Origin of the sequence: Devosia sp. (assembly GCF_017744655.1) — a bacterium.
GTDB lineage: Bacteria > Pseudomonadota > Alphaproteobacteria > Rhizobiales > Devosiaceae > Devosia.
On record NZ_JAGIAW010000001.1, the window covers coordinates 523,432 to 541,097 of the forward strand.

At 61.0% G+C, this 17,666-nt stretch carries 22 protein-coding genes and 1 other RNA gene; 14 read left to right on the forward strand and 9 right to left on the reverse strand.

Features of this window, described 5'->3' with window-relative positions; all coding sequences use genetic code 11:
- Positions 1 to 100: 100 nt before the first annotated feature.
- The 4 genes from ssrA to J7557_RS02560 all read right to left on the reverse strand — a co-directional run bounded on the left by ssrA (position 101) and on the right by J7557_RS02560 (position 1,150).
- Positions 101 to 455, reverse strand: a transfer-messenger RNA (tmRNA) gene (ssrA, locus tag J7557_RS02545).
- 54 nt (positions 456 to 509) lie between these two features.
- Entirely contained in the window at positions 510 to 671 is a 162-nt protein-coding gene (locus J7557_RS02550; RefSeq protein WP_291417021.1) for a hypothetical protein, read from the reverse strand.
- Complete coding sequence (locus J7557_RS02555; RefSeq protein ID WP_291417023.1) at positions 658 to 825, reverse strand: hypothetical protein; 168 nt, start codon at positions 823 to 825, stop codon at positions 658 to 660. Before J7557_RS02555 ends, J7557_RS02550 begins: the two co-directional genes overlap by 14 nt.
- A gap of 109 nt (positions 826 to 934) precedes the next feature.
- Entirely contained in the window at positions 935 to 1,150 is a 216-nt protein-coding gene (locus J7557_RS02560) for a hypothetical protein (RefSeq protein WP_291417025.1), read from the reverse strand.
- Positions 1,151 to 1,422: 272 nt separating this feature from the next.
- On the opposite strand from J7557_RS02560, the gene J7557_RS02565 reads away from it, so the two are divergent.
- The gene (locus J7557_RS02565) at positions 1,423 to 1,848 is read left to right on the forward strand and encodes a thermonuclease family protein (RefSeq protein ID WP_291417027.1); all 426 of its coding nucleotides are present in this window, start codon (positions 1,423 to 1,425) and stop codon (positions 1,846 to 1,848) included.
- A gap of 3 nt (positions 1,849 to 1,851) precedes the next feature.
- Here the strand turns inward: J7557_RS02565 and J7557_RS02570 are convergent, their stop codons facing one another.
- Together J7557_RS02570 and J7557_RS02575 are read right to left on the reverse strand one after the other, a co-directional pair.
- Positions 1,852 to 2,091, reverse strand: a complete 240-nt coding sequence (locus J7557_RS02570; RefSeq protein WP_035087207.1) for a YdeI/OmpD-associated family protein — start codon at positions 2,089 to 2,091, stop codon at positions 1,852 to 1,854.
- On the reverse strand, positions 2,088 to 2,486 hold the full coding sequence (locus J7557_RS02575; RefSeq protein WP_291417029.1) for a RidA family protein: 399 nt from the start codon (positions 2,484 to 2,486) through the stop codon (positions 2,088 to 2,090). The genes J7557_RS02570 and J7557_RS02575 overlap by 4 nt, the downstream gene beginning before the upstream one ends.
- A 160-nt stretch (positions 2,487 to 2,646) precedes the next feature.
- On the opposite strand from J7557_RS02575, the gene J7557_RS02580 reads away from it, so the two are divergent.
- The 7 genes from J7557_RS02580 (at position 2,647) to J7557_RS02610 (ending at position 8,218) form a co-directional block, all read left to right on the forward strand.
- Positions 2,647 to 3,219: a DUF1003 domain-containing protein gene (locus tag J7557_RS02580; RefSeq protein ID WP_291417031.1), complete on the forward strand. Its 573-nt coding sequence runs from the start codon at positions 2,647 to 2,649 to the stop codon at positions 3,217 to 3,219.
- 10 nt (positions 3,220 to 3,229) lie between these two features.
- Entirely contained in the window at positions 3,230 to 4,024 is a 795-nt protein-coding gene (locus J7557_RS02585; RefSeq protein WP_291417033.1) for a thymidylate synthase, read from the forward strand.
- The gene (locus J7557_RS02590) at positions 4,021 to 4,350 is read left to right on the forward strand and encodes a hypothetical protein (RefSeq protein ID WP_291417035.1); all 330 of its coding nucleotides are present in this window, start codon (positions 4,021 to 4,023) and stop codon (positions 4,348 to 4,350) included. The genes J7557_RS02585 and J7557_RS02590 overlap by 4 nt, the downstream gene beginning before the upstream one ends.
- Positions 4,351 to 4,384: 34 nt before the next feature.
- On the forward strand, positions 4,385 to 5,431 hold the full coding sequence (locus J7557_RS02595; RefSeq protein WP_291417036.1) for a DUF4424 domain-containing protein: 1,047 nt from the start codon (positions 4,385 to 4,387) through the stop codon (positions 5,429 to 5,431).
- A 16-nt stretch (positions 5,432 to 5,447) separates the two neighbouring features.
- Positions 5,448 to 5,972 (forward strand): dihydrofolate reductase, encoded by a 525-nt coding sequence (locus J7557_RS02600; RefSeq protein ID WP_291417038.1) that lies wholly within the window; start codon positions 5,448 to 5,450, stop codon positions 5,970 to 5,972.
- A 63-nt stretch (positions 5,973 to 6,035) separates the two neighbouring features.
- Positions 6,036 to 7,133, forward strand: a complete 1,098-nt coding sequence (gene hflK, locus J7557_RS02605) for an FtsH protease activity modulator HflK (protein WP_291417040.1) — start codon at positions 6,036 to 6,038, stop codon at positions 7,131 to 7,133.
- Positions 7,134 to 7,135: 2 nt separating this feature from the next.
- The gene (locus J7557_RS02610) at positions 7,136 to 8,218 is read left to right on the forward strand and encodes an SPFH domain-containing protein (protein ID WP_291417042.1); all 1,083 of its coding nucleotides are present in this window, start codon (positions 7,136 to 7,138) and stop codon (positions 8,216 to 8,218) included.
- A 771-nt stretch (positions 8,219 to 8,989) separates the two neighbouring features.
- Here J7557_RS02610 and serB read toward each other — a convergent pair.
- Entirely contained in the window at positions 8,990 to 9,862 is an 873-nt protein-coding gene (serB, locus tag J7557_RS02615; protein ID WP_291417044.1) for a phosphoserine phosphatase SerB, read from the reverse strand.
- Between the two features lie 27 nt (positions 9,863 to 9,889).
- Here serB and miaA point away from each other — a divergent pair, with 27 nt between their 5' ends.
- Positions 9,890 to 10,789 (forward strand): tRNA (adenosine(37)-N6)-dimethylallyltransferase MiaA, encoded by a 900-nt coding sequence (gene miaA / locus J7557_RS02620; RefSeq protein WP_291417046.1) that lies wholly within the window; start codon positions 9,890 to 9,892, stop codon positions 10,787 to 10,789.
- A gap of 2 nt (positions 10,790 to 10,791) precedes the next feature.
- Here miaA and J7557_RS02625 read toward each other — a convergent pair whose 3' ends face one another.
- Entirely contained in the window at positions 10,792 to 12,216 is a 1,425-nt protein-coding gene (locus J7557_RS02625; RefSeq protein ID WP_291417048.1) for an MATE family efflux transporter, read from the reverse strand.
- Positions 12,217 to 12,283: 67 nt separating this feature from the next.
- Here J7557_RS02625 and J7557_RS02630 point away from each other — a divergent pair, with 67 nt between their 5' ends.
- The 4 genes from J7557_RS02630 to J7557_RS02645 all read left to right on the forward strand — a co-directional run bounded on the left by J7557_RS02630 (position 12,284) and on the right by J7557_RS02645 (position 14,078).
- Positions 12,284 to 12,649 carry a DUF423 domain-containing protein gene (locus J7557_RS02630; protein ID WP_291417050.1) on the forward strand — a complete coding sequence of 122 codons (366 nt, stop codon included), beginning with the start codon at positions 12,284 to 12,286 and terminating at the stop codon, positions 12,647 to 12,649.
- 77 nt (positions 12,650 to 12,726) lie between these two features.
- Positions 12,727 to 13,002: a glycine zipper domain-containing protein gene (locus tag J7557_RS02635; RefSeq protein ID WP_056307157.1), complete on the forward strand. Its 276-nt coding sequence runs from the start codon at positions 12,727 to 12,729 to the stop codon at positions 13,000 to 13,002.
- A gap of 292 nt (positions 13,003 to 13,294) precedes the next feature.
- A complete protein-coding gene (locus tag J7557_RS02640; protein WP_291417054.1) occupies positions 13,295 to 13,510 on the forward strand; it encodes a cold-shock protein in 216 nt (71 codons plus the stop codon).
- 97 nt (positions 13,511 to 13,607) lie between these two features.
- Complete coding sequence (locus J7557_RS02645) at positions 13,608 to 14,078, forward strand: NUDIX hydrolase (RefSeq protein WP_291417056.1); 471 nt, start codon at positions 13,608 to 13,610, stop codon at positions 14,076 to 14,078.
- Here J7557_RS02645 and J7557_RS02650 read toward each other — a convergent pair.
- Entirely contained in the window at positions 14,075 to 15,571 is a 1,497-nt protein-coding gene (locus J7557_RS02650) for an inorganic phosphate transporter (protein ID WP_291417058.1), read from the reverse strand. The genes J7557_RS02645 and J7557_RS02650 overlap by 4 nt on opposite strands.
- Before the next feature lie 311 nt (positions 15,572 to 15,882).
- Here J7557_RS02650 and J7557_RS02655 point away from each other — a divergent pair, with 311 nt between their 5' ends.
- Positions 15,883 to 17,652: an acetolactate synthase 3 large subunit gene (locus J7557_RS02655; RefSeq protein ID WP_291417060.1), complete on the forward strand. Its 1,770-nt coding sequence runs from the start codon at positions 15,883 to 15,885 to the stop codon at positions 17,650 to 17,652.
- Positions 17,653 to 17,666: the final 14 nt, after the last annotated feature.

The window sequence follows — 17,666 nt, forward strand, 5'->3', positions numbered from 1 at the left end:
GTGGTCTCAATGCCCGGCAGAATCCGAACGGCCCATATCAGCCTTACGTTCCCGAACTTTTCAAGGACTAAGGCACAAGTGTCGGGGGGAATAGAGGAAAAGTGCAGGCTTCTGTTGCCAGGTGCCTGCGAACCCCGCCTGTCGCCCGGCTAGGAGCGGAGGACTTTAATTCCCAGTGCTAGCACCGCTTACGCGGCGAGAGCGACCGGAGCCTTATTGTTGTCATTAGCAACTATAAGTTTCGGACCGATAACGGTGGTACCTCACCGAGCAAAAGCACACTCTTTACGCCCTCGTCGATCCTATTTCGTCCCCGTTGGCTCCCCCGAGAGGGGAGATGGTGGAGACGCCGGGTACCGCCCCCGGGTCCGATGGGTTTATTACAATGACAGTTTATCGCCATAGCCCCGAAGGGCACGTTCTATATAGGTGAGGGTGGCCCCAGATGCAAATGCGGCGGAGGATAAATTCCGCCGCTGCCATTTGGCGTATCGGCGCCGCCTCGGCGATTACGACGGCACGGTTTCGGTCTCGTCATTGGTGCGATCAGGGACGGGGCCTGATCCGCCGCTCTGGCTGATCACTACATAGCCGATAACGGCCACAACGGCGATGATCACGATGATGACGAGCGACCGGCTGATCCCGCGATCTCCGCTACGATTGCTCATCGCCATTCTCCTCCTTCGGCTGCTGGTTGGGATCGGGCGGCAGTCCGCCCCCTTCGGAAACAGGTGTCTCGTCGGCGTCACTGCCGGGCTCGACGTCTTTCAGGTCGGGATTGCGCGGCCGTTTTTCGTCATCAGGCTCGGGATTGTTCTGCATGGGAACCTCCATGAGGTTTCCAATGGGCCACCGCCGCGGCAGTTCCCAAGATTACCAATTTCGTCAACGCCAATGAAGGAACTCCGTCGGAATGGCCCGTGCCTGCTCGTCACCGTCCGAAGGGTTTAGGCGTTGCGTCGGAATCGTTGTCGGAGGAGTGCTCTGGCGGCTGGCGCTTCTTTTCCAACGCTTTGGCAGTCGCGTCGAGGTCGCTGGCACGCGCAGCCGAACGAGCCGAGGCTTCGTGCTCCGTGTCGACTTTGGTTCCGTCGGACATGTCGACGTGAAACTTCCCATCCTTATTGATGTGAACAGGCGTGGTCATGGATCTACTCCTTTAGAGTTGTCCGATGAGCCTGCTTCGAATGTGGGCAATGAACAAGAGCTGTCTGCAAGTCCTGTTCTGTACGAGCATTCTACGGATTAACCCCGAATATACCTCGCAAGTGTCATCTGCCAAACCTACGAACGGGCTTGGCGGGTGGATTGAGGGTGGCGACGGGCAGGCAGTTTTTTGGGGGCAGGACCAGGCGCCGTAGAAGGCGCGCATGGTTCAACCTGCCGCTGGCGCCCTTGCTCTTTATCGGCATCGTCGCCATGGCTGCTGTCAGCATTCGGGAAACCGGGCTCGCCACGTTCCTCCTCGATCCACCATCGCAGGTCCTCGAGACCATAGCGCCACGCAGCTTTGGCCTTTGCGGCGGCGGCGTGCGAAAAACCTGCGTCGTTGACGGTGACACATTTTGGGTCGATGGTACGAAAATCCGCATCGCCGATATCAACACGCCGGAAACCAGCCAGCCACAATGCGCAGAAGAGGCCGCGCTGGGCCGCAAGGCATCCCTCCGCCTCGCAGAACTTCTCAGTGGCACGGCCCTCGATCTGCGCGCCGCCGATCGCGACGAAGACCAGTATGGGCGCAAGTTGCGGGTGGTTGAGCGCGATGGGCGCTCCGTCGGGCAGGTGCTGGTCGCCGAAGGGCTGGCGCATGAATGGCGCGGCCGCCGCGAAAGCTGGTGCTAGGCCCTAGCGGTTCCAGTCCATCCGCATATAGACATAGCCGTCTTCCAGCTCTTCAAGCATTTGCCCCAGCCGCTTCTGCTTGGTCGCTTCCTGTTTGGCATGGTTGATCCACATCAGGTAGTCGTTGCGCTGATAGGGCGGGCGCGCATCATATTGTTCGCGAAGACCGCGCTCTTCGAGCGCGGCCCTGACGAATTCGGGCATGTCCTCGCGCTTGCGCAAGGGGCGCAGGACCGGGCTCACGGCAAGACGGCCTGGGCTTCGATTTCGATGAGGAAATCGGGATTGGCGAGGCCCGCTACGCGCATTCCGGTCACCGTCGGCGGATTGGGCCGATTGCCCCAGACCGCCATCCAGGCGCCGAATGCGGCCCTGAGATCAATATCCTGCTGCATGATGATCGTCGTCTTGACGAGGTTCTCGACCGTCGCGCCAGCGGCCCCCAGCACCTTTTGCATATTGGCCAGCGCCTGTTCGGTCTGCTTGACGACGTCACCCTTGTGAACGACCTCGCCCTTCTCGTTGACGCTATTCTGCCCGCCGATGAGCAGGATACGGGCATTCGCTGGCAGGATGATGCCCTGGGAAAAGATGGGGCTCTGATACATTCCCGGCGGATTCACATATTCGATGGCCATGATTTTCTCCTCGGTTCCTGACGATGTCTCAGTCCTAGACCAGAGATCCTGCCATGCCCTGTCAGTAAATTCAGCGGTATTCTATTACCGGCCTTTCGCGCCGTGATGCGGCTGCGATCTCGCGATAGAGTAGAGCAGTCTACCGCTTCGCGAGTCCGAAATGTCAAACGACAAAACCGACAAGTTTATCCATGCCGCCGAGACTTTTTTGGGCAAGGCCGAAGACGCCCTGACCGAACGAGAGCGGAGCGTCGTCGAAAAGGCGATCCGTCGGCAAACCCTGGCGCGCGATTCCGGCGCCGCCTTCGACGACCGGCTGACTTTTGGACAAAGGCTTGCCGACGGCGTTGCGGCATTTGGCGGCTCTTGGGCCTTCATCGCTGGCTTCGGCATATTCCTCGTGCTCTGGACTGCCACGAACATCCTCCTCGCCAATCGGGCCTTCGATGCCTATCCCTTCATCTTCCTCAATCTGATGCTCTCCATGCTCGCAGCCATTCAGGCCCCGGTGATCATGATGAGCCAGAACCGCCAGGCCGCGAAAGATCGCGAGGCTTCTGCGCATGACTATGAGGTGAACCTCAAATCCGAAATCGAGATCATGGCGCTGCACGAAAAGCTCGACCACCTGCGCAGCGCCGAAATGCGCGAACTCATCACCAAGCAGCAGGAGCAAATCGACCTGTTGACGAAACTCATCGAGGGGCATCTCAAAGAGGTGGAATCGAAGTAGGCTAGGCGTCATGCAGCCATACCTTCAGCTTCTCTCCGATATTCTCGAAAACGGCGCCGACAAGTCGGATCGCACCGGCACCGGCACGCGCAGCCTTTTCGGCTATCAGATGCGCTTCGACCTTTCGAAGGGCTTTCCGCTGCTGACGACGAAGAAGCTGCATCTCAAATCGATCATTTATGAGCTGCTCTGGTTCATTCGTGGCGAGACCAATGTGCGTTGGCTGCAGGAACATGGCGTGAAAATCTGGGACGAATGGGCCGACGAGAACGGCGACCTTGGCCCCGTCTATGGCTCGCAGTGGCGCTCCTGGCCCGCGCCCGATGGCCGGCATATCGACCAGTTGGCGGCGGTGGTGGAATCGATTCGCACCAAACCCGATTCCCGCCGCCATATCGTTAGCGCCTGGAACCCGGCCGAGGTCGACGAAATGGCGCTGCCGCCATGCCATTGCCTCTTCCAGTTCTACGTGGCCAACGGCAAGCTCAGTTGCCAGCTCTACCAGCGCTCGGCTGATACCTTCTTGGGCGTCCCCTTCAACATAGCCTCCTATGCGCTCCTCACCCATATGGTGGCGCAGGTTGTCGGGCTGCAGGTCGGCGATTTCGTGCATTCGTTTGGCGACGTGCACCTCTACAACAACCATTTCGAGCAGGCCCGCCTGCAGCTGACCCGCGAGCCGCGCCCGCTGCCGCGGCTCATCATCAATCCCGAGCGCAAGCGGCTCGAAGATTTCGTCTTCGAAGATTTTTCGTTCGAAGGCTATGACCCGCACCCGCATATCAAGGCTGAAGTCTCGGTATGAGCCGAACCCTTGCCGATCTCACCGCGCTGGTTGCCCGAGTCTCCGACATGTATGTGGCGGAGACCGGCGTGCGGAGGGACGACGACTGGTACGCGCTCAAGATGCAGGAAGAGCTTGGCGAACTGATCGCCGAGCACCTGCGCCTTTCCGGTCGTGGACGCCGCAAGGGGTTGACCAACACTGAGATCGTCGAGGCGCGGGATGACGAGGCGGCTGACCTGCTCGCCTTCCTGCTGCTTTATGCCCGGCACAATGGCATCGACCTCGAAGCGGCGCTCGATCGGAAATGGTTCTCCTATCTTCGCGCTGACAAAGAGAACGGCTAGACATATCGGTACTGAGGGACAGGGGAGATAAATCATGCGGCTTTGCATAGCAGCAACTCTTGCATTGATGCTGGCGGCGCCGGCGGTCGGCAACGACACCACGGCACAATTGGGCACGGGCGGCCTGGTCTTCGTCACCAATGAACAGATCCGAATGGCCTCGGAAGACCTCTATATTTCGCCCAGCGAAGTGCGGGTGACCTATGAGTTCGAGAACACATCCGATGAGGACCAGCACATCCTCGTGGCCTTCCCGATGCCCGACGTCCAGGGCAGCGGCGATTTCATGGTCGACGTGCCGATCCAGAACGCGAATTACGGCAATGCCGAACCCATCGATGATCCCGATAATCTCTTCGGCTTCGCCACCACCTTCAATGGCGTGCCGGTCGACGCCGAACTCCATCAATACGTCTTCAACAACAATATCGACTACACCAAGCTGCTCCGAAACCTCGGCGTGCCGCTCGAACCCTTTGGGAATGCAACTTCGGACGCACTGGCCAAGCTCGATGCAGACGATGTCCAGAACCTGACCCGGTTGGGCCTCGTCTTCTCCTATGAATACGATGCCGGAAATGGCCCGGAGTTTGACATCGTGCCGCTCTGGACGCTGCGCTCGACCTATAGCTGGGAAGCCACATTCGAGCCGGGCATTTCCAACGTCGTCCATACCTACCGCCCCAGCGTCGGCGGCACGGTCGCGACGACCTTCGTGCCCAAGGAAGGCGACGAATATTCCGAGGCGCGCTACGCCGAATATGTGAAGAAATACTGCGTCGATGACAATCTCCTTGCAACCTTGCGCAAGCAGGGCGTGACTCAGGATGGCTGGACCAACTATCCCTATTACGAAAACTGGATTTCCTACGTTTGGTCGACGGGCAATAACTGGTCTGGTTCCATCGGCAAGTTCACCCTCACCGTCGATAAGGGCAGCACTGACAACCTGGTGTCGTTCTGCGGCGAAGACGTCAAGAAGATCGGCCCGACGACCTTCCAGATGACGGCGACCGACTGGTGGCCGCCCTACGATCGGGAGTTGGAAATCCTGCTGCTCAAGAAGGTCGAAGCCGAATAGCCGGAAAGGGCAGGGGATGACCCCACGCATTTCTCTCATCGCCGCGGTTGGGGCAAACGATGTCATCGGCAAGGACGGTGACATGCCCTGGCGTATCCCGTCCGACTTTGCCTGGTTCAAGCGCACCACCATGGGCAAGCCCATGATCATGGGCCGCAAGCAATTCGAGACCTTTCCCAAGCCGCTTGCCGGCCGCCCGCATATCGTCGTCACCCGGCAGAAGGATTATGCGCCCGAAGGTGTCGACGTGGTCCACGATCTCGATGCCGCATATGTGCTTGCCGCGCGCCTTGCCGCCGAGGCGGGTGCCGATGAGATCATGGTTATCGGCGGGGGCGACATTTACGCGCAGGCGATGGCGAAAGCCGACCGGCTCTATATCAGCCATGTCGAGCTATCCCCTGATGGAGACGTTCGTTTTCCCGCTATCGACCTGGAAATCTGGGCGGTTGTCGACACGCCGGAGGTAGTGCCCTCCGAAAAGGATGCCGCGCCCTATCGCATCAAAATCTACGAAAGGCGCAAACGCCCTACGCATTGATCGCGTCGTCGCCTTGCCTATATAAGTTTGCGAACAAAATACGCAGGAACCGAAAGGAACGAGATGCCTTGGGAGAATAATGGAGGCGGAGGCGGCCGCAATAACGGCGGCCCCTGGGGCCAGGCACCCGGTGGAGGTGGCGGCGGCCCGCGCCGTCCCGGTGGAAATACTCCCAATCTCGAAGACATTCTGAATCGGGGGCGCGATCAGTTTCGTGGTGGTGTTCCCGGTGGCCGCTGGGCGATTGTCGGCGGCGTGATTGCTCTTCTTGCTTTCTGGGGCGTCAATTCTGTCTATACCATCAATCCCCAGGAAGTCGGCGTCGAGCTGCGCTTCGGCGCGCCCAAGCCGGAACTCTCCGGTCCGGGCCTGCACTTCCTCTTCTGGCCGGTCGAAACCGTCGAGCGCGCCACGACCACGGTCAACCAGACGCAGATCGGCGTTGCCAATGCCAGCGGCGGTTCGCGTGCCGCGGCGCGCGATGGCCTGATGCTGTCGGGCGACCAGAATATCGTCAACGTCCAGTTCTCGGTGTTCTGGGCGATCAACGACCCGGTTTCCTATCTCTTCAACGTCCGCGATCCTGAATCTATGGTTCGCTACGCTGCCGAAAGCGCCATGCGCGAAGTGGTCGGCCGCCGCCCGGCGCAGGACATTTATAGCGACGACCGCTCCGGCATTTCGGCCGAAGTACAGCGCATCACGCTCGCCACGCTCGAAAGCTACGGCCTCGGCGTTTCGGTCAATCAGATCCTGATCGAAAATGCCGGTCCGCCGTCCGAAGTCTACGACGCCTTCAACGAAGTGCAGCGTGCCCGCCAGGACGAAACCCGTCTCCAGGAAGAAGCGCGTTCCTACGCCAACACCCTCCTTGGCGATGCTCGTGGTCGTGCCGCGGCCCTGCGTGAAGACGCAGCCGCTTACACCAATCGCGTCGTTCAGGAAGCAACCGGTGAAGCCGAGCGTTTCAATGCGGTTTACGCCGAATACGTGAATTCTCCGGAAGTCACCCGCAAGCGCCTGTTCCTTGAAACCATGGAAGAGGTTCTGGGGGGCTCGGAAAAGGTGCTGATCGAAAACGGGGCCGCGGGCTCCGGCGTCGTCCCCTATCTGCCGCTGCCTGAGCTGCGCTCCGGCCCAACGACACCGACGGGGAACTGATCATGACGAACCGCCTCTTTATTCTTGGTGCCGTCATTGTCGTGGCCCTCTACATCCTGTTCTCCTCGCTCTACGTCGTCGACGAGCGCGAACAGGCCATCGTCACGCGCTTCGGCAGCATTACCGATGTGCGCACCGAGCCGGGCATCTACTTCAAGATCCCGACCGATTTCGTGGATAGCGTGCAGATCATCGAAGATCGCCTGCTGCGCTATGATATCGCCAATATGCGCGTGCAGGTTTCGGGCAACGCCTTCTACCAGGTCGATGCCTTCCTCACCTATCGCATCTCAAATGCGCGTCTCTTCCGCGAACGTGCAACGGGCCAGTTGTCGGTAGCCGAAGACCGTATTGGCGCCAGCCTCGATGCCGCCCTGCGTCAGGTCTATGGTCTCAGAGAATTCAGCGCGGCCCTTTCCGACCAGCGCGCTCAGATGATGCGCGAAACCGCTGAACTGATCCGTCCCGATCTGGCGGAACTCGGTATTGACGTCATCGACGTGCGCATTCTGCGCACTGATCTCGATGAAGACGTCTCGGCCACGACCTTTGAGCGTATGCGTGCCGAACGTCTTGCCGAAGCCGCACTCCTCCGCGCCCGCGGTGAAGAACAGGCCCAGAGCCTCCGCGCTATTGCGGATCGTCAGTCAGTCGAGATCGTGGCTGCTGCAACCCGCGACGCAGAAATCATCCGCGGTACGGGCGATGCAGAACGCAACCGTATCTTCGCGGCTGCCTATGGCCAGGATCCGGAATTCTTCGAGTTCTATCGCTCGATGGAATCTTATCGTACGGCTCTTGCGAAGACCGGCACTACGATGGTGCTATCGCCTGATAGCGCCTTCTTCCGCTACTTCGGTTCGAATGGTGAATTGCCGGCTCCCAGCACCACCTTTGCGACGCCCATCGCGCCGCAAACCGCTCCGGAAGCCGCGACGCCAAGCACCGAACCAGCGCTTGACGGCCTCGGTATCGAGGAAACCGTGGCGCCGCCAGCGATCACGCTGGAGGATGGCTCGGAACTGACCCCGACCATCGGCACGGAAGCTCCGGCCCCGGTTGAGGCCCCCGCGACCAGCCAGTAAGGCGGTTCAACGAACAGAAAGCCCGGCATTCGTGCCGGGCTTTTTATTTCTGGAGTTTTGCCGAGTTCTCGCCTCGATCACCGGCACCTGGGATGGCCGTTCATCTGTGAAATTCTCACACTCACCGTGCTGCCCTCGGACTTGATCCGAGGGCCACGCGTCACAAGCATAAGCGCCGTGGCGACCTCACCGACCCTCGGGTCAGGCCCGAGGGCAGCATCGTGGAGGTGGAGACTTCACGAATAAGCCGATGTCCAAAACACACCACGTCATTCCCGCGAAAGCGGGAATCTCTGTTTCTGCGCAAGGAGATTTCTGCTTTTGCGGGAATGAGGCTGCGGGAACATGAGAGTTCAGAGGCTCGATGTGGTCACCACAGGCCGCCCCCAATCTATCCCTCTTATCCCCGCCCACTCCATCTCATGCCAATATGCCCCCATTCCCGCCGACAACACGCGGCACCGACGAAGTGCCGGGCGGGGAGTCGGGTCGCTCGGGGTCGCCTGGGCGAGTGCGTGGATGCTGACCACCGGTCAAGCGGCAGAAAGCCCCCGTTGCATCTTCGGATGCTTCCGACGGCGATCTGGACCGTAAAACCCCAAAAGGGGACCGCTCGATGCGTGCGCAAAAAATCCCGGACGTGCGAAGCGGCTTTCGCCTCTTCCTTATCCAGATTTCGGGGCGAAAGCCGCTTTTCACCGTGCGCCCGAAGGGCGTCGCGACCGTGCAACCGCAAGCCGAAAGGGCCGGGCGGCGTTTTGTGCTGCGCGCCTACCGGACGAAATCGTCCTCGGCATAGCCTTGCAGGTAAAGCAGCGCCGTCAGGTCGCCATGGTCGATCCGATACCCTGCAGCGGCCGCCACGGCAGGCTTAGCATGCAGCGCCACGCCGAATCCGGCGATCCCGATCATGTCGAGATCATTGGCGCCATCACCCACGGCCATGGTCTGGCTCAGATCGAGCCCGCGGTCCGTCGCCAGCGCTTCGAGCCGCTCGCGCTTGGTGTTCTTGTCGACGATCGGCTTCTGCACCGTGCCGGTCAGCCGATCACCGTCAAATTCCAGCACATTGGCAATGGCCTCATCAAAGCCGATCCGCTTGGCAAAATAATCGGCAAAGAACGTAAAGCCGCCCGAGACCAGGGAGGTGAAAGCGCCATAGGCCTTCATGGTGTGGACCAGCGCCCGCCCACCCGGCGTCAGCGTAATCGCTTCGCGGCGAATCTCCTCGATAGTGGCGCGTTCCAGCCCCTTGAGCAGGGCCACGCGCGTATCGAGCGCCTGGCCGAAATCCAGTTCGCCGCGCATGGCGCGTTCGGTGATTTCGGCGACCTGGGCCTTGAGCCCGAGCGCGGCCGCCAGTTCGTCGATGCACTCCTGCTCGATCATGGTGGAATCCATGTCGGCAACGAGCAATTGCTTGCGGCGGCCTTCGGTCGGCACAACATTGGCGTCGACGCGCCGGCTGCCAATCAGCTCGCGGGCGATATCCAGGGCATTCGGCGCCTTGGGTTCGAGAATATCGCAGGCGACCTCATGGTTCAGCCAGTTGAGTTCTCCGCCGGTTTGCTGCACCACTGCGGCCGCAAGCGAGACGTCGAGATCGGAATCGGCGGGATTGGCGATGAGGCTGAGAACCGGCATGGCGAAAATGACTTTCGGGAGACAAGGGTGACGCGCCAGAGAAGCGCCGTCCTGATAGCGGGTCCGACTGCCAGCGGCAAGTCGAGCATGGCGCTTGCCCGTGCCCGCGCCAGTGGCGGCATTATCGTCAACACCGACGCCATGCAGGTCTACGACACGCTCCGCGTCGTCACGGCCCGCCCATCGATCGAGGAAGAGGCGCAGGCCGAGCATCGCCTCTATGGCACCGTAGCGGCATCGCAGCGATTTTCCACGGGCCAATGGCTCGAAGCCGTCCGCAAAATTCTCAGCGAAATTGATCCCTCTCGAGAGGTGATTTTCGTTGGCGGAACAGGGCTCTATTTCGAAGCCCTGACAAATGGATTCGCCGATGTTCCGGAAATCTCGCAGGCGCTGACCTTGCAGGTTCAGCGCGAGATCGAAGACCTCGATGAAGCCGGCCGCATGGCGCTGCTCCTGGAGGAGGACCCCGAAACCGCGCGCCGCCTGAAAGTCGCCGATCCGCAGCGCGTCACACGCGCTCTCGCCGTCAAGCGCGCCACCGGCAAGCCGCTCTCCGCCTTTCAGGACAATCCGCAATCCGGTCTCCTGAACGACTGGAGCATCGAGCGTTTCGTCCTCTCTCCCGATCGCGACGTGCTCCGCGCCCGCATTGCCCTGCGCTTTGAAGCCATGTTTGCGAGCGGCGCCGTGGAAGAAGTTGAGGCCTTGCGGGCGCAGAATCTCGACCCATCCCTGCCGGTCATGAAAGCCATCGGCGTGCGCGAAATCGGCGATTGGCTCGACGGCGTGCAAACGCGTGAGGACGCCATCACCCTCGCCATCATCGCCACGCATCAATATGCCAAGCGCCAGCGCACCTGGTTCCGAAACCGCATGGGCGATTGGCCCCGGCTCGGGCTGGAAGGCAAGCCGATCGAGGCCTGACTTCAGGCCGGCTGGCGCATCTTGTCCAAAAGCCCGATCCGCTCCCGCAACACGAAGCGCGTCACCAGCACCACGGCCACGAAAGCGAGCCCTGCCGCCAGCCCGATCCAGATGCCGATGCCCTTCCAATCCGCGATGAAGCCGAGGATGTAGGCAACGGGCAACCCCACCATCCAGTAGCCGACAATGGCCAGCACCATCGGCACCTTGGTGTCGCTCAACCCGCGCAGCGAATGCGCCGCAACCACCTGGGCGCCATCGACGAGTTGGAACACGCCAGCGACGATCAGGAACGAGGCCGCCAGGGTCAGCGAATTGGCATTGGCTGCAACGTGGGGATCGAGGAACACTGTCACGATATGCGGGCCGAGGGTCAGGAAAGAGATGCAGGACAGCGTCATGAACGCCGTCCCCATGACAAAGGAGGTCCACCCGGCCTTGCGAATGCCTTCGGCGTCGCCACGCCCATAAGCCATGCCGACGCGCACCGTCGCGGCAACACCGAGCCCCAACGGAACCATGAAGGCAATCGAGGCGCATTGGAGGGCAATGGCATGAGCCGCGACCTCGTCGGTGCCGAGGCGCCCCATCAGCAGGGCCGCCGCGGTGAACATCCCGACTTCTGCCACGACCGTAAGGCCAATGGGTGTACCGATACGGAAAATCTCGCGGAAACGCGGCCAATCCGGCTTCCAGAAGCGCACCAGCACATGAAAGCGCTTCAGCTTCGGATGGCGCACCACATAGAGCACCATGGCGATGAGCATGACCACATTGGTCAGCGTCGTCGCAATGGCCGCGCCGCGCAGTTCCAGCCGAGGAAAGCCGAAATGGCCGAAGATCAGAACATAGGCGGTCACGGCGTTGACCAGCACACCCAGTACGGTAATTACCAAAATGGCGCGGGTGGCGTCATAGGCTGACATGAGCGAGCGGAAAGAGATGATCCCAAAAGCGGGAAACAGCGACCAGGCGGCAATCTGGATGAACTGGTTGGCCATCTCCGTGGCCTCGGCATCCTGTCCGAGCGCCCGGTAGATCGGCCTGATCTGCAAAACCAGCGGCACAAGCACGGTGGCCAGCAGGATAGCCGCCCAGCAACCCTGCCGCACGACACGGCGCACGGCCTTGATATCACGAGAACCACGGGCTTGTGCCACGAGCGGGGCAACAGCGCCGATCACGCCGATGCCGCCGACGAGGAAGGGCATCAGGAACGTCGTCGCCAGTGTGCCGGCGGCAAGGTATTCCGAACCGAGCCAGCCGAGCAGAATCACGTCGGTCGTGTGCAGCATGTTTTGGGCGAGCTGGGCGATGACGAGCGGCCAGGCGAGCGCAAAAGTTGCCCGGAATTCAGTGGCCCAACTGGTCGGCGCTTCAGTGCTCGTGCCCGCCGCCTGCTGCGACGGTGCGACAATCTCGGTCATTTTCGTTTCCCACACACACCGCCATGCTCTAGTCGAAAGGCATCTGGCTTGGAAGGTGGGGACGGAAATGAGTGATTGGGTGCGGCGCGTTCTGGTTGGCGTGGCGGGCTTGCTCGGGGCAATCGGCGTCGCCACGGCGGCGATGGCCTCGCATGGCGAAGATATACGAAATCTCGCCGCCATCTCGGCCATGGCGTTGGCTCATGCGCCGGTCCTGCTCGTCCTGGGTCTCATGGGGCGGAGCTGGGCACTCTCCATCGCAAGCCTGATGCTGACGGCTGGCTGCATTATCTTCGTCGCCGACCTCGCCATTCGGCACTGGATCGGCACCTCGCTTTTCCCCGGCGCGGCGCCCATTGGCGGCGGCGGCATGATCCTTGGATGGCTCGGCGTGGCGGCTGCAGGAATATTCCGGGGTTTACTTAACGAATGATTCAACATTTCTTGAGTGGCGGCTGGAACTAAACTTCCGACCGAACATTAATCGTCCGATCAGTCCTGGAGGATCTCATGCATAAGTTCCTGATTATCGTTGCCGCTACCCTTTCCCTCGCTGCATGCACGTCGACCCAGCAGGGTGCGACAGTCGGCGCTCTCGGTGGCGCTGTTGTCGGTGCCAGCGCAACCGGCGGCAGCCTTCTGGGAACGGTTGTGGGTGCTGGCGTCGGCACCGTTGTTGGCGCTGCTGCGGGCGATGTGCTCGGCCGCGTTCAGGGCAGCAACAACCGCTGCGTCTATCAGCGTCGCGATGGCAGCCAGTATATCGACACCTGCCCGCGTGGCTAAATTTCGCTGAGGCGGTAGTCGTCCCCAAACCGCCATCATGCTGCGAAGACACCCGGCCGGCGCCCCCACCGACCGGGTGTTCTACGTCCAACTGTCGATATTGCCTTGATAATTTCACGGCGGATCGCAATAATCCCGAAATACGTGCCACTCGACTTGCGTTACCTGAACGACCGGCTTTCCGGAATCTAGGCTACCTCCTGATCTGGTGCATCGTAAGTTCGGAACCCTCTCTGGGGCCGAATAAACCCTCCCACCGCAAGTTGCGGTATTACAGACCACGAGGTTCAACATGGCTGCCATTACCGGTACCGTGAAATTCTTCAACACGACCAAGGGCTACGGCTTCATCTCGCCCGACAATGGCGAGAAGGATGCGTTCGTGCACATTTCTGCTGTGCAGCGTTCCGGCCTGCAGGGCCTCTATGAAGGCGACAAGGTCAGCTTCGAACTGCAGACTGGCCGCGATGGCAAGGTTTCGGCAACCGAACTGACCCTGGTGAGCTAATCGCTTCAGCAACGGAATTTTGAGGGGTCCTTCGGGGCCCCTCTGTCTTATGACAGGGAATCGGTCTCAACTCGTTTGAGAAAGGTTCGAATTCGATATGCTGCGACGTCTCTTCAAGGATTGGCAAACTGCCGAAGCTCCACCGGGTTTGATCCGCCAGGTCGGCGCCCTGCCTTATGCGGTTGTGGACGGACGCATGGCCTTTTTGCTCGTGACGTCCCGGCGCAGCGGGCGCTGGATTTTTCCCAAAGGCGCCATCGAACCCGATCTGACGCCATGGGACAGCGCTGCCCTCGAAGCCTATGAGGAAGCCGGCGTTCTGGGCGAGGTCGAGCAGGAGCCGATCGGCAGCTATCGCGCGGTGGCCGGTTCCGGCGGCTACAAGCTCATCGATATCGATCTCTATCCGCTGCGCGTTACCCAGCAACTCGATAGCTGGAAGGAAAAGGGACAGCGCCTGCGCCACTGGGTGACTGTGCGCGAGTCGCGCCGCCTACTGGCGCATCGCGACCTGGCGGATCTCGTGGCTGGCTTTCACGATGCACGCGCCGAAAAGCGCCGCGCTTAGAGTGCGAACCGGCTGACGAGGAAAAACACCAAAGCGCCCAGGAGGGCGGAGGAGGGCAGGGTGACCACCCACGCTCCCATGATGCCATAGACGCTCTGGCGACGGATCAGTCGGCGATGATCGGCTTCGCGTGCATTGGCAAAGGCCATTTCCGGTGTCGCGTTCAAGGCGCGTGGATCGACGAAGCGGGCATAGATCGGCACGGACTTGCGTTCCATTTCCCGGCGCGAGCGATACTCGCGCAGAAAGCCGATGCCGAAAACCGCGCCGATGGCAATATGTGTGGTCGAAACCGGCATGCCCAATGCCGAGGCAACCAGCACGGTAAGGCCTGTCGAAAGCGCCGCGCAGAAGGCGCGGATTTCATTGAGCTTGGTGATCTGCTCACCGACCGTGCGGATCAGGCGTGGGCCGAAAAGCGCCAGACCCACTGAAATGCCGAAAGCCCCGATGGAGAGAACCCAGAAGGGCAGGTCCGTGCTCACATCCGTTGTGCCGCGGGAGAGCATGGAGACGACTGCGGCGAGGGGGCCGATGGCGTTGGAGACATCGTTGGCGCCATGGGAAAACGAGAGCAGGCCTGCCGCCAGGATCAGCGGCAGGCGGAAAAGCGTTGCGACATGCTTCTTGCGATTCTCCAGTGCAAGCGAACGCAGCCGCACCCTCGAAAAGGCAATCGCCCAGCCGACGCCCGCCGCAATCAGGCCAAGGGTGACGATGGTTACGGCGCCACGCGCCCAGACATGCTGAAGACCCTTGTCGACCAGATACATCGTGAACGTTCCGACCATGACGGCGACGAAGACGGGAACCCAGGTTCGTGCCGCGCGCAGTTTGTCTATTCGTCCGGTGATCGTCACCTGGGTCAGGAAGAGCAGCAGTGCCGCTATGGCTCCCCCGGCTATGGGCGAGACCATCCAGCCGAAGGCGATGATGAAAATATCCGGCCAGGACACGGCGCTGAGGCCCGCAGCGGCAATCCCGGCGCCCGTCACGCCGCCGATGATGGAATGGGTGGTGGACACCGGGGCGCCGATAAAGGTCGACAGATGCACCCACATGGCCGCCGCCAGCAGTGCCGAGATCATCACCAGAACGAAGCTGGTCGGAGCGATGTTGAACCCTACCAGGAGATCGGAGGCCACGGTTTCGACGACATCGCTGCCGGCGAGCAATGCGCCTGCCGCTTCGCAGATGGCGGCGATGAGAAGGGCCACCGGCATGGTCAAAGCACGCGCGCCGACCGCAGGGCCCATATTGTTGGCCACGTCATTGGCGCCGATATTCAGCGCCATGTACCCGGCCACGATGGCGCCTATGACGACGACGATGGATGTCGGCGTCTGACCCACGGCAGCACCGGCCCACATGGCGACGAGCGCCAAAAACAGAATCGCCAGGCCCGGTGCCGCCATGCGCTGAACCAGCGCCTGGCTGGCGGTATTCATGCCCGAGATGTGTTGCAGCTCCTTGTCGAGCGGATTTCTGTTCATGTCGTCGGGATGGCCGGTTGGGGAGGGGAGGAGAATATGACGAAGCTTCGGGTGCAAAGCGAGCCTTGACAGTTTCGTTGCAATGCTCCAATCAATGCGCGACTAATTTTTTGGAGAGGTCCCGTGCGGGCACTCATTCTCGTAGTAGGTAGGCGCATCGGCAACGTGGGGTAAAACCCCGCGCGATAGCTGGTGCGCCGAACACAGGTCCCGAAAGGGGCCTTTTTTATTGCCTTTTTTCCGCCAAGGCGGTTGAAAGGCGTCAAGGACGTAACGCCCGGTACGGCGGGCACGAGGAGTAGGAAGCGCAAATGGCCGAGAAAATGACCGGCGCGGAAATGGTGATCCAGGCGCTCGCGGATCAGGGTGTTGAGCATATCTTCGGCTATCCGGGCGGTGCTGCCCTGCCGATCTATGACGCGATGTTCCAGCAGGATCAGGTCCAGCACATTCTGGTTCGTCACGAGCAGGGCGCGACGCACATGGCCGAGGGCTATGCGCGTTCGACCGGCAAGCCGGGCGTGGTCCTTGTGACCTCGGGTCCCGGTGCCACCAATGCCGTGACCGGTCTTACCGACGCGCTGATGGATTCCATCCCGCTCGTCTGCATCACGGCCCAGGTGCCGACCACCCTCATCGGGACCGATGGTTTCCAGGAATGCGACACCGTCGGCATCACCCGCTCGTGCACAAAGCACAATTATCTGGTCAAGAACGTCAACGACCTGCCGCGCGTGCTGCATGAGGCCTTCCATATCGCCACGACCGGCCGTCCTGGTCCGGTGGTCATCGATATCCCCAAGGATATCCAGTTCGCCGTCGGCGAATACTACAAGCCCGAGATCGAAACGCTGCGCCACGCGTCCTATCGTCCGCAGGTCGATGGCGACCTCAAGGCGATCGAAGCTGCGGTCGACCTGATGCTCAAGGCCGAGCGTCCGATCTTCTATACTGGCGGCGGCGTGATCAATGCCGGCCCGGAAGCCTCGGAAAACCTGCGCGAGCTGGCCGAACTGACCGGTTTCCCGGTGACCTCGACCCTGATGGGCCTCGGCGCTTTCCCCGCGTCCGACCCGCAGTGGATGGGCATGCTCGGCATGCACGGCACCTACGAAGCCAATATGGCGATGCACGACTGCGACGTGATGATCAATATTGGCGCGCGCTTCGATGACCGCATCACCGGCCGCATCGATGCCTTCTCGCCCAATAGCCGCAAGATCCATGTCGACATCGACCCGTCCTCGATCAACAAGATCATCCGCGTGGACGTGCCGATCGTGGGCGATTGCAATCGCGTGCTCGAGGAAATGATCCGCATCTGGCGCAGCAAGACCAACCAGCCGCGCACGGAAGCCATTGCCCCGTGGTGGAAGCAGGTCGAGAAGTGGCGCGCCGTCGGCTCGCTCAACTTCAAGAATTCGGACACGGTCATCAAGCCGCAATGGGCCATTCAGCGTCTCTATGAGGCGACCAAGAAGCAGTCCAAGGAAGTCTACATCACCACCGAAGTCGGTCAGCACCAGATGTGGGCTGCCCAGCACTTCCACTTCGACAAGCCGAACCACTGGATGACCTCCGGTGGCCTGGGCACGATGGGTTATGGCCTGCCGGCTGCGGTCGGCGTGCAGGTGGCGCATCCCGATGCGCTGGTGATCGACATTGCCGGCGAAGCCTCGGTGCAGATGACCATGCAGGAACTCTCGACGGCGGTGCAGTATCGCCTGCCGATCAAGATCTTCATTCTCAACAATGAACGCATGGGCATGGTTCGCCAGTGGCAGGACCTGCTGCATGGTTCGCGCTATGCGCATTCCTATTCGGAATCACTGCCCGACTTCGTCAAGCTGGCCGAGGCCTATGGTGGCAAAGGTATCCGCTGCGAGAACCCGGCCGAACTCGACGCCGCTATCGCCGAAATGCTCGACTATGACGGCCCGGTGCTCTTCGACGTCATCGTCGAAAAGGACGAGAACTGCCTGCCGATGATTCCGTCGGGCAAGCCGCATAACGAAATCATCCTGCCCGATACCGCCAATCTCGGGTCTATCATCGACGAGAAGGGAAGGGCGCTGGTCTAGGCGCTGCGGAGGAT

Excerpts from the sequence above, each read along its gene's own strand:
- serB (WP_291417044.1), bottom strand. The coding sequence starts at position 9,862 with ATGCCGGTTCTCAGCCTCATCGCCAATCCCGCCGATTCCGATCTCGAC.
- J7557_RS02585 (WP_291417033.1), top strand. The coding sequence starts at position 3,230 with ATGCAGCCATACCTTCAGCTTCTCTCCGATATTCTCGAAAACGGCGCC.
- hflK (WP_291417040.1), top strand. The coding sequence starts at position 6,036 with ATGCCTTGGGAGAATAATGGAGGCGGAGGCGGCCGCAATAACGGCGGC.
- J7557_RS02590 (WP_291417035.1), top strand. The coding sequence starts at position 4,021 with ATGAGCCGAACCCTTGCCGATCTCACCGCGCTGGTTGCCCGAGTCTCC.
- J7557_RS02645 (WP_291417056.1), top strand. The coding sequence starts at position 13,608 with ATGCTGCGACGTCTCTTCAAGGATTGGCAAACTGCCGAAGCTCCACCG.
- J7557_RS02580 (WP_291417031.1), top strand. The coding sequence starts at position 2,647 with ATGTCAAACGACAAAACCGACAAGTTTATCCATGCCGCCGAGACTTTT.
- J7557_RS02610 (WP_291417042.1), top strand. The coding sequence starts at position 7,136 with ATGACGAACCGCCTCTTTATTCTTGGTGCCGTCATTGTCGTGGCCCTC.
- J7557_RS02595 (WP_291417036.1), top strand. The coding sequence starts at position 4,385 with ATGCGGCTTTGCATAGCAGCAACTCTTGCATTGATGCTGGCGGCGCCG.
- J7557_RS02550 (WP_291417021.1), bottom strand. The coding sequence starts at position 671 with ATGAGCAATCGTAGCGGAGATCGCGGGATCAGCCGGTCGCTCGTCATC.
- J7557_RS02600 (WP_291417038.1), top strand. The coding sequence starts at position 5,448 with ATGACCCCACGCATTTCTCTCATCGCCGCGGTTGGGGCAAACGATGTC.
- J7557_RS02625 (WP_291417048.1), bottom strand. The coding sequence starts at position 12,216 with ATGACCGAGATTGTCGCACCGTCGCAGCAGGCGGCGGGCACGAGCACT.
- J7557_RS02565 (WP_291417027.1), top strand. The coding sequence starts at position 1,423 with ATGGCTGCTGTCAGCATTCGGGAAACCGGGCTCGCCACGTTCCTCCTC.
- J7557_RS02575 (WP_291417029.1), bottom strand. The coding sequence starts at position 2,486 with ATGGCCATCGAATATGTGAATCCGCCGGGAATGTATCAGAGCCCCATC.
- J7557_RS02630 (WP_291417050.1), top strand. The coding sequence starts at position 12,284 with ATGAGTGATTGGGTGCGGCGCGTTCTGGTTGGCGTGGCGGGCTTGCTC.
- J7557_RS02650 (WP_291417058.1), bottom strand. The coding sequence starts at position 15,571 with ATGAACAGAAATCCGCTCGACAAGGAGCTGCAACACATCTCGGGCATG.
- J7557_RS02640 (WP_291417054.1), top strand. The coding sequence starts at position 13,295 with ATGGCTGCCATTACCGGTACCGTGAAATTCTTCAACACGACCAAGGGC.
- J7557_RS02655 (WP_291417060.1), top strand. The coding sequence starts at position 15,883 with ATGGCCGAGAAAATGACCGGCGCGGAAATGGTGATCCAGGCGCTCGCG.
- J7557_RS02635 (WP_056307157.1), top strand. The coding sequence starts at position 12,727 with ATGCATAAGTTCCTGATTATCGTTGCCGCTACCCTTTCCCTCGCTGCA.
- J7557_RS02560 (WP_291417025.1), bottom strand. The coding sequence starts at position 1,150 with ATGACCACGCCTGTTCACATCAATAAGGATGGGAAGTTTCACGTCGAC.
- J7557_RS02555 (WP_291417023.1), bottom strand. The coding sequence starts at position 825 with ATGCAGAACAATCCCGAGCCTGATGACGAAAAACGGCCGCGCAATCCC.